The sequence below is a fragment of the Agrilactobacillus composti DSM 18527 = JCM 14202 genome (assembly GCF_001436375.1).
In the GTDB taxonomy this organism is placed as follows: domain Bacteria; phylum Bacillota; class Bacilli; order Lactobacillales; family Lactobacillaceae; genus Agrilactobacillus; species Agrilactobacillus composti.
Genome location: NZ_AZGA01000054.1, coordinates 82,272 through 88,811 on the forward strand (window position 1 = coordinate 82,272; position 6,540 = coordinate 88,811).

General features: G+C 44.4%; 6 protein-coding genes and 1 pseudogene. All 7 read left to right on the forward strand.

All coding sequences use genetic code 11. The features are described from left to right. The first annotated feature begins 5 nt into the window (after positions 1-5). Positions 6-716, forward strand: coding sequence for a hypothetical protein (locus FC83_RS08660; RefSeq protein ID WP_035456158.1), 711 nt, complete (start codon positions 6-8; stop codon positions 714-716). Continuing rightward, positions 713-1,432 (forward strand): hypothetical protein, encoded by a 720-nt coding sequence (locus FC83_RS08665; protein WP_035456160.1) that lies wholly within the window; start codon positions 713-715, stop codon positions 1,430-1,432. Before FC83_RS08660 ends, FC83_RS08665 begins: the two co-directional genes overlap by 4 nt. Before the next feature lie 150 nt (positions 1,433-1,582). Then, the gene (locus tag FC83_RS08670) at positions 1,583-2,272 is read left to right on the forward strand and encodes a hypothetical protein (protein WP_035456163.1); all 690 of its coding nucleotides are present in this window, start codon (positions 1,583-1,585) and stop codon (positions 2,270-2,272) included. Between the two features lie 85 nt (positions 2,273-2,357). After that, positions 2,358-3,623: an IS1380 family transposase gene (locus FC83_RS08675; protein ID WP_161633829.1), complete on the forward strand. Its 1,266-nt coding sequence runs from the start codon at positions 2,358-2,360 to the stop codon at positions 3,621-3,623. Positions 3,624-4,131: 508 nt separating this feature from the next. Next, positions 4,132-5,001 carry a hypothetical protein gene (locus FC83_RS08680; protein ID WP_057002650.1) on the forward strand — a complete coding sequence of 290 codons (870 nt, stop codon included), beginning with the start codon at positions 4,132-4,134 and terminating at the stop codon, positions 4,999-5,001. 39 nt (positions 5,002-5,040) lie between these two features. Further along, positions 5,041-5,913 (forward strand): hypothetical protein, encoded by an 873-nt coding sequence (locus tag FC83_RS08685; protein WP_057002651.1) that lies wholly within the window; start codon positions 5,041-5,043, stop codon positions 5,911-5,913. Between the two features lie 47 nt (positions 5,914-5,960). Further along, positions 5,961-6,540: pseudogene (locus FC83_RS08690) on the forward strand (hypothetical protein); the annotation flags it as partial.

The window sequence follows — 6,540 nt, forward strand, 5'->3', positions numbered from 1 at the left end:
TCAAAATGAAGCTGCGAAAATTACTGCTTGGCCTAGCCGCTACCTTGGGCTTATTGGGGCTATTGGCTGTTAGTGCCACCCCTGCGGCTGCCGCTGGAAAGGTCGACCCAGCTCGTGTTACTGTTTATTCAGGCTACCAAGCGCTCAAAATTTATGGAGATCCAGAATGTACAACGCTCACTGGCAAGACCCTTGATACCCAGCTGGAAGTTTGGCAAACTTTTAAGATGTATTATGCCCAAGAACCCTATCTGAGCCCAGCATCCTATGATTTGGGAGGTGGCCAATGGGTCAAAGCTTCTGAAGTATCAGCAATTTGGGATAATAAAGATACATTTTTGGAAGCGTATTCAGATTATAAAGCTATTTCCGTGTATAGCACGCCTAGTTTCATGAAACAAATTGCCACGCTGGCTGAATCGGTGACCGACTGGAAAATAACCAGATACACCACCTACTTTGATGGCTATACTGCCCTGGATTTAGGCCATAATCAATGGATTAAATATGCGGACATCATCCCCATCTCTGCAAAGATCAATCTGGCGACTGGGTCTGCTTTGTTCAATGCAAACGGTGTATATACCAGTCCCATCACTATGTCCGGTGAATACCGCGTTTTTGAAGCACGCCGCATAAACAACACTCTGTACCTTAGACTTGGTAATGATAATCAATGGCTGCAATACGGCCCAATCTGGAGGGATACATTATGAGATTCAAAATGGTAATCGCAGGTTTAGCTGTCACATTAGGGGCCCTGACCCTTAGCACCGCTCTGGTAAGCGCTGCCACCACGATCGAAAAAAGCCATGGTATTTACTATTCCCGCAACCAAGCCATTCCCCTCTATCATGACCCGGAACTCACTAGACCATCGGGGAAGACTCTTGACCCTGCCATTGATTCTTGGCAGGCATTTTATGAGAATATCAACGAAGCTGGTCAAGTTGTTTCCGTAGATCTAGGTGGCAATCAGTGGGTGAATACGGCCATCAAAGCTGTTTACCATAATGTGGCCCATAATTCAGCTATCTATCTGGAAGCTTTTTCTGGCGGTAAAAGTATTCAGTTGTACAGTGACCCAGAACTAAAACAGCCGATTGGCAAACTGGATCCAACCATTTCCGATTGGAAAATCACGGCGGTAGATTACATCAACGAGTCAGAATTAATTTATTCTGTCGATTTAGGGAATAATCAGTGGGCTTCCATTGAAGCGTTTCCTTATATGTTGCCAAAGGCTGTCATGGTGGACGCGGATAATACCCTGGTCAACCTAGCCGGACAACCCACTGGAAAAGTGACAAACACCGATATCAACTATTTAACCTTCGGCGTAAAGTATATTAATGATAAAGTCTTCATCAACCTAGGCACTGATGATCAATGGATAGCCGCCGATCAAGTCGTGCCCTCGCTAATCCCGTAATGTCCTCACATCACTTACCGCCAAAATTATCATTAGCCTAAACAACGGAGCGCCTGTCTGAGATTACAGTTTTGTCTCAAAGCAAAGTTCAAGCTAGCTGCATGCTATAATTTATAGTAGATTCAACCTTTTTGGAGGGAGCGAACTTTAATGAAGAAGTTAGTATGGTTATTGGGTTTAGGTGCCTTACTCGTGGGTTTAAGCCTTATCTTGCAGCAACCCCAAACTGTTAATGCAGAAACAATGGTGGCCATTCCCGTAGAAGACAGCAGCTTTGTCACTGCTGGTAAGGGTGTAACACCGACCAAGGCAGATCAACTCCAACCTACCGGTCCAGTTTATGGTTTGTCGGCCTGGAAGATTCAAGCGACGGCCCCGCTACTGTCTAATAGAGGTTCAGACCTTTGGAACGGCGCCACGCAAGCTTATAAAGTGGGACCAGATACTTGGTTAGCGGATTCCCAAGTTTTAGTGATTCCACAAGGCAAGATTGTAGAAACACCGGTTAATTTCAAAATTCTTCCATACGACACAAGCTACACTGCAGGTATCGTTGATAACGATGGCCCGGTGGCACTTTGGGGTAGTACAGATTATACTCGGCAAGTGGGTACCGTAAAACCTGGAAGTATCTGGACAATTACCCATTACTATGCTGGATCAGATGGTAGTGTTTGGTTTGATTTGGGAAATAATCAGTGGATCCCAAGTTTTTATTTTAATAACAACTTATTTTATCCTGGATTATTCATAGAATTTCAAAAAAGCAGCGCAATCCCACGATTCACACGGGACTGCGCTGCTTTGGTGTTTCACCCATTGGGTGCGCCTATATGCTAAGGTTGAGTCAACGAAAACCATCACGAAAGCGAGGCTTCACACCATCTCAACTTTAACCAGCTTATCCCTGCAATGCAATACCAATGTGACTCTGACCGCCGACGGCGGTCAACTTTCAAATGACGCCGGGCTCGTTTTGTTCCAAGAGTTTCTTCATCGTATCAACTTTAGGCAACTTGCCAATCAGTGCCTCAAGTTACCAGACCAACGACGATTCTGGAAGGCCTCGATGATCGACATCTTCTTGGAAAAATTGTTGCTCGACGTTGCCGGGTATTTACATGACAGTAGTGCCAATGACTGGCAACGTGATCCCGTACTGGCGGCCACCTTGGGTAGCTCTCGGCTAGTCTCACAGCCCTCACTTTCACGGTTTTTCAAGCGCCTTGAAGACGCCGACCTAGATGACTTTCGGAAGCTTATCTGGCAAGTAGCCGCCTTGGCTTTCCGTCTTAGTGGTCAATCCCGCTTCGTGCTGGATATAGACTCAACGCATTGTGATACTTTCGGTAATCAAGAACGGTCCGCCTTCAACGCTCACTATATGGCCTATGGATATCACCCTCAGGTTGTATTTGATCAAGAGTCCGGGTTGCTCTTAGACGCCTTGATGCGCCCTGGCAATGAGTACACCGGCAAGGAAGCCGATAAGTTCGTCGAGACAACTTTTTCGCGCCTATCGGCGCTCCCTCAAAGCACCAGCGTCATCATTCGAGGCGATTCGGGGTTTGCTGCGCCAAAATTTTACGAGATGTGCGACACACATGGCGTCGACTTTTTGGTTCGACTCAAGGCAAATTCAAAGCTTGGGAAGCTGGCAGAAACGGCCTTAGTGGATTGCCCTCCAAAATATGAAGAGAGCAAATGCGTCTACCACGAATTCAAGTATCAGGCCGCGTCATGGGGTAAAGCTCGCCGTGTTATCGTATGTTCTACTCATACGGCAGATGAGCTAGTTCCCTGGAACCACGCATTCGTAGTGAACAGCCTGGCCTCCGAGGCTCCAGAGACTTTGTTCAAGACCTATAGACAGCGGGGCAATGCTGAGAACCAAATTAAGGAGCTGAAATGCGGGTTTGGCTTTGACAAAACAGACAGCTCAACTTTTGCACGGAACACTGCACGAGCCTTGATCACCGGTATTGCCTATAACCTGGTTCAGCTCTTTAAACAGCTCTTTGTCTCGGAAGACCGTCGTTCAACCATCTCCTCGCTACGGTTCAGTCTCTTTCACATCGCCGGTAGGATTACTTGGCACGCCCGTCGTGTGGTGATTCATCTTGCTTCTAACTATGTTTACAAGAACTGGTTTAGTCGGCTCATGGACGAAGTCCATCAGTTGGCGACCTGAACTGAATAACTGAATAGGTCGTGCGTCGAGCCGAAAACTGGGTCGGTCTGTTCGTGGTGCATCGATCACCAACTTCTCCGCTCAGTCAGTATTCGCAACGATCCAAACGTTGCTTTCAGACCGGCCAGATGCGATTTCATGTCCCCAATACCGAGGTGAATAATCCAGGTTTATCAATTTAATTACGCTTATAATTACCCAGGCATAAATAGTGACTATATGCAGCAGGTCCGAAATAGTGTAGAGCTGCAACATCCATTTACTGTTACTGTTCATGGGGATGTGCCTAAGCAAACATTAAAATTACCAAATACTGGAGATATGTTCCCTGGGATTTATCTTGATCCGAATTCACAATGGCTATGTTATAACGTATATTATCGTGGTGAGTTGATTGGCCCCTGGTATCAATTAGGACCTGAAGTTTGGCTCCGAGCTTCTTATGACTCATTAGATTAGACGATAGAAAAATTCAATCATCAACTATGTGCAGAAAGGAAGGATTTTAGTGAAAAAATTATTACGTTTCCTTAGCATAAGTGCTCTACTAGTGGGCTTAAGCCTTATCTTGCAGCAACCCCAAACTGTCAAAGCTGAAACGATGGTGGCCATTCCCGTAGAAGACAGCAGCTTTGTCACCGCTGGTAAAGGTGTAACGCCAACCAAGGCAACCCAACTCCAACCTACTAATCCGGTCTATGGCTTGTCAGCATGGAAAGTTGAAACATCTGCATCGCTAATTTCCGGTACTGGCCCAGAACCCTGGTTTAGAGCTGGTCTTGCTTACAAAATAGGACAAGATACTTGGTTGACAAACACTCAAACATTAATTATTCCCCAGAACAAGGTTGTAAATACCCCAGTTAACTTTAAACCGAGAGTATACGACGATAGTTATGTTGCAGGTATTGTTGATAATGATGGCCCAGTCGCACTTTGGGGTAGTACGGATTATACCCAACAAGTGGGTACTGTAAAACCTGGAAGCGTCTGGATGATCACTCGCTATTACGCCGGATCTGATGGTAATGTGTGGTTTGATTTAGGCAATAACCAATGGATTCCAAGTTTTTATTTTAATAATAACTTGTTCTATAAGTTTATTACATTGTATAATCAGCAAAGCGATAATAATAATGTTATTGATGATTATGATATACAGTACAATAGCAAAACAGAAGTACAACATCCGTTTGTTGCTACAGTCCATGGTGATAAACAAGTACCCACAAGACTACTGCCCTATGCGCTTTCCACAAGTATTGACCTGGAACCAAATTCACAGTGGTTGTGTACCAATGTTTACTTAGGTGGCGGTGTTTGGTATCAGGTAGGGACCAATGTTTGGCTGCAGGCTACATCTGATTCACTGGACTAATAAAAGCCTCAGTTACAGCTATACGAGGAGCGAATTTTAATGAAAAAGTTAGTATGGTTATTGGGTTTAGGTACCTTACTCGTGAGTTTAAGCTTTATCTTGCAGCAACCTCAAAATGTTAAAGCAGAAACAATGGTGGCCATTCCTGTGGAAGACAGCAGCTTTGTCACTGCTGGTAAGGGTGTAACCCCTACTAAGGCGACTCAACTCCAACCTACTGGCCCGGTCTATGGTTTGTCGGCCTGGAAGATTCAAGCAACCGTACCATTAATCTCAGACAGAGGTCCCGAACCTTGGATCAGAGCCAGTCAGGCTTACAAGATAGGCCAAGATACTTGGTTAACCGATGGGCAAGTTTTAGTGGTTCCACAAGGTAAGATTGTAAAGACACCTGCCAACTTCAAAATTCTTTCATATGACACAAGCTTTACGGCAGGTATCGTCGATAATGATGGCCCGGTCGCACTTTGGGGTAGTACGGACTATACTCGACAAGTGGGGACTGTAAAACCTGGAAGTGTCTGGACAATTACTCATTATTATGCAGGAACTGATGGTAGTGTTTGGTTTGATTTGGGGAATAATCAGTGGATCCCAAGTTTTTATTTTAATAATGACTTGTTTCACAATTTTAACACTTCATATAATTATCCAAATAGCGATAACAATTACACCTCACAGCGTAGAACTGTTGTAAAACTGCGACATCCATTTGTCGTTACCATTCATGGGGATGCTCCTAAACAAACAATAAAATTTCCAAATTCAGGAGATATGTTCCCCGGAATTTATCTTGATCCGAATTCACAATGGTTATGCTATGACGTAAATTATTATAATGAGTTGACTGGACCTTGGTATCAATTAGGTCCTGAGGTTTGGCTCCGAGCTTCTTATGACTCATTAGATTAAACGATAGAGAAGTACAACCATCAACTATGTAAAAAAGGAGAAGTTCAATGAAGAAGTTAGCACATTTATTGGGCTTAAGTGCCTTACTAGTGGGCTTAAGCCTTATCTTGCAACAACCCCAAAATGTTAAAGCAGAAACAATGGTGGCCATTCCCGTAGAAGACAGCAGTTTTGTCACTGCTGGTAAGGGCGTAACGCCGACTAAGGCGACTCAACTCCAACCCACTGGTCCGGTCTATGGTTTGTCGGCCTGGAAGATTCAAGCAACAGTACCACTACTATCTGATAGAGGTTCAAGGCCATGGAACATATCCACTCAAGCTTATAAAGTTGGGCAAGATACTTGGTTAGCAGATGCCCAAGTTTTAGTGATTCCACAGGACAAGATCGTAAAGACACCAGTTAATTTCAAAATTCTTCCGTATGACACAAGTTTCACTGCAGGTATTGTCGATAATGATGGCCCGGTCGCACTTTGGAGTAGCACGGACTATACCCAACAAGTGGGTACTGTAAAACCCGGAAGTATCTGGACAATTACACGTTACTATACTGGATCTGATGGTAGTACTTGGTTTGATTTGGGGAATAATCAGTGGATTCCAAGTTTTTATTTTAATAACAACT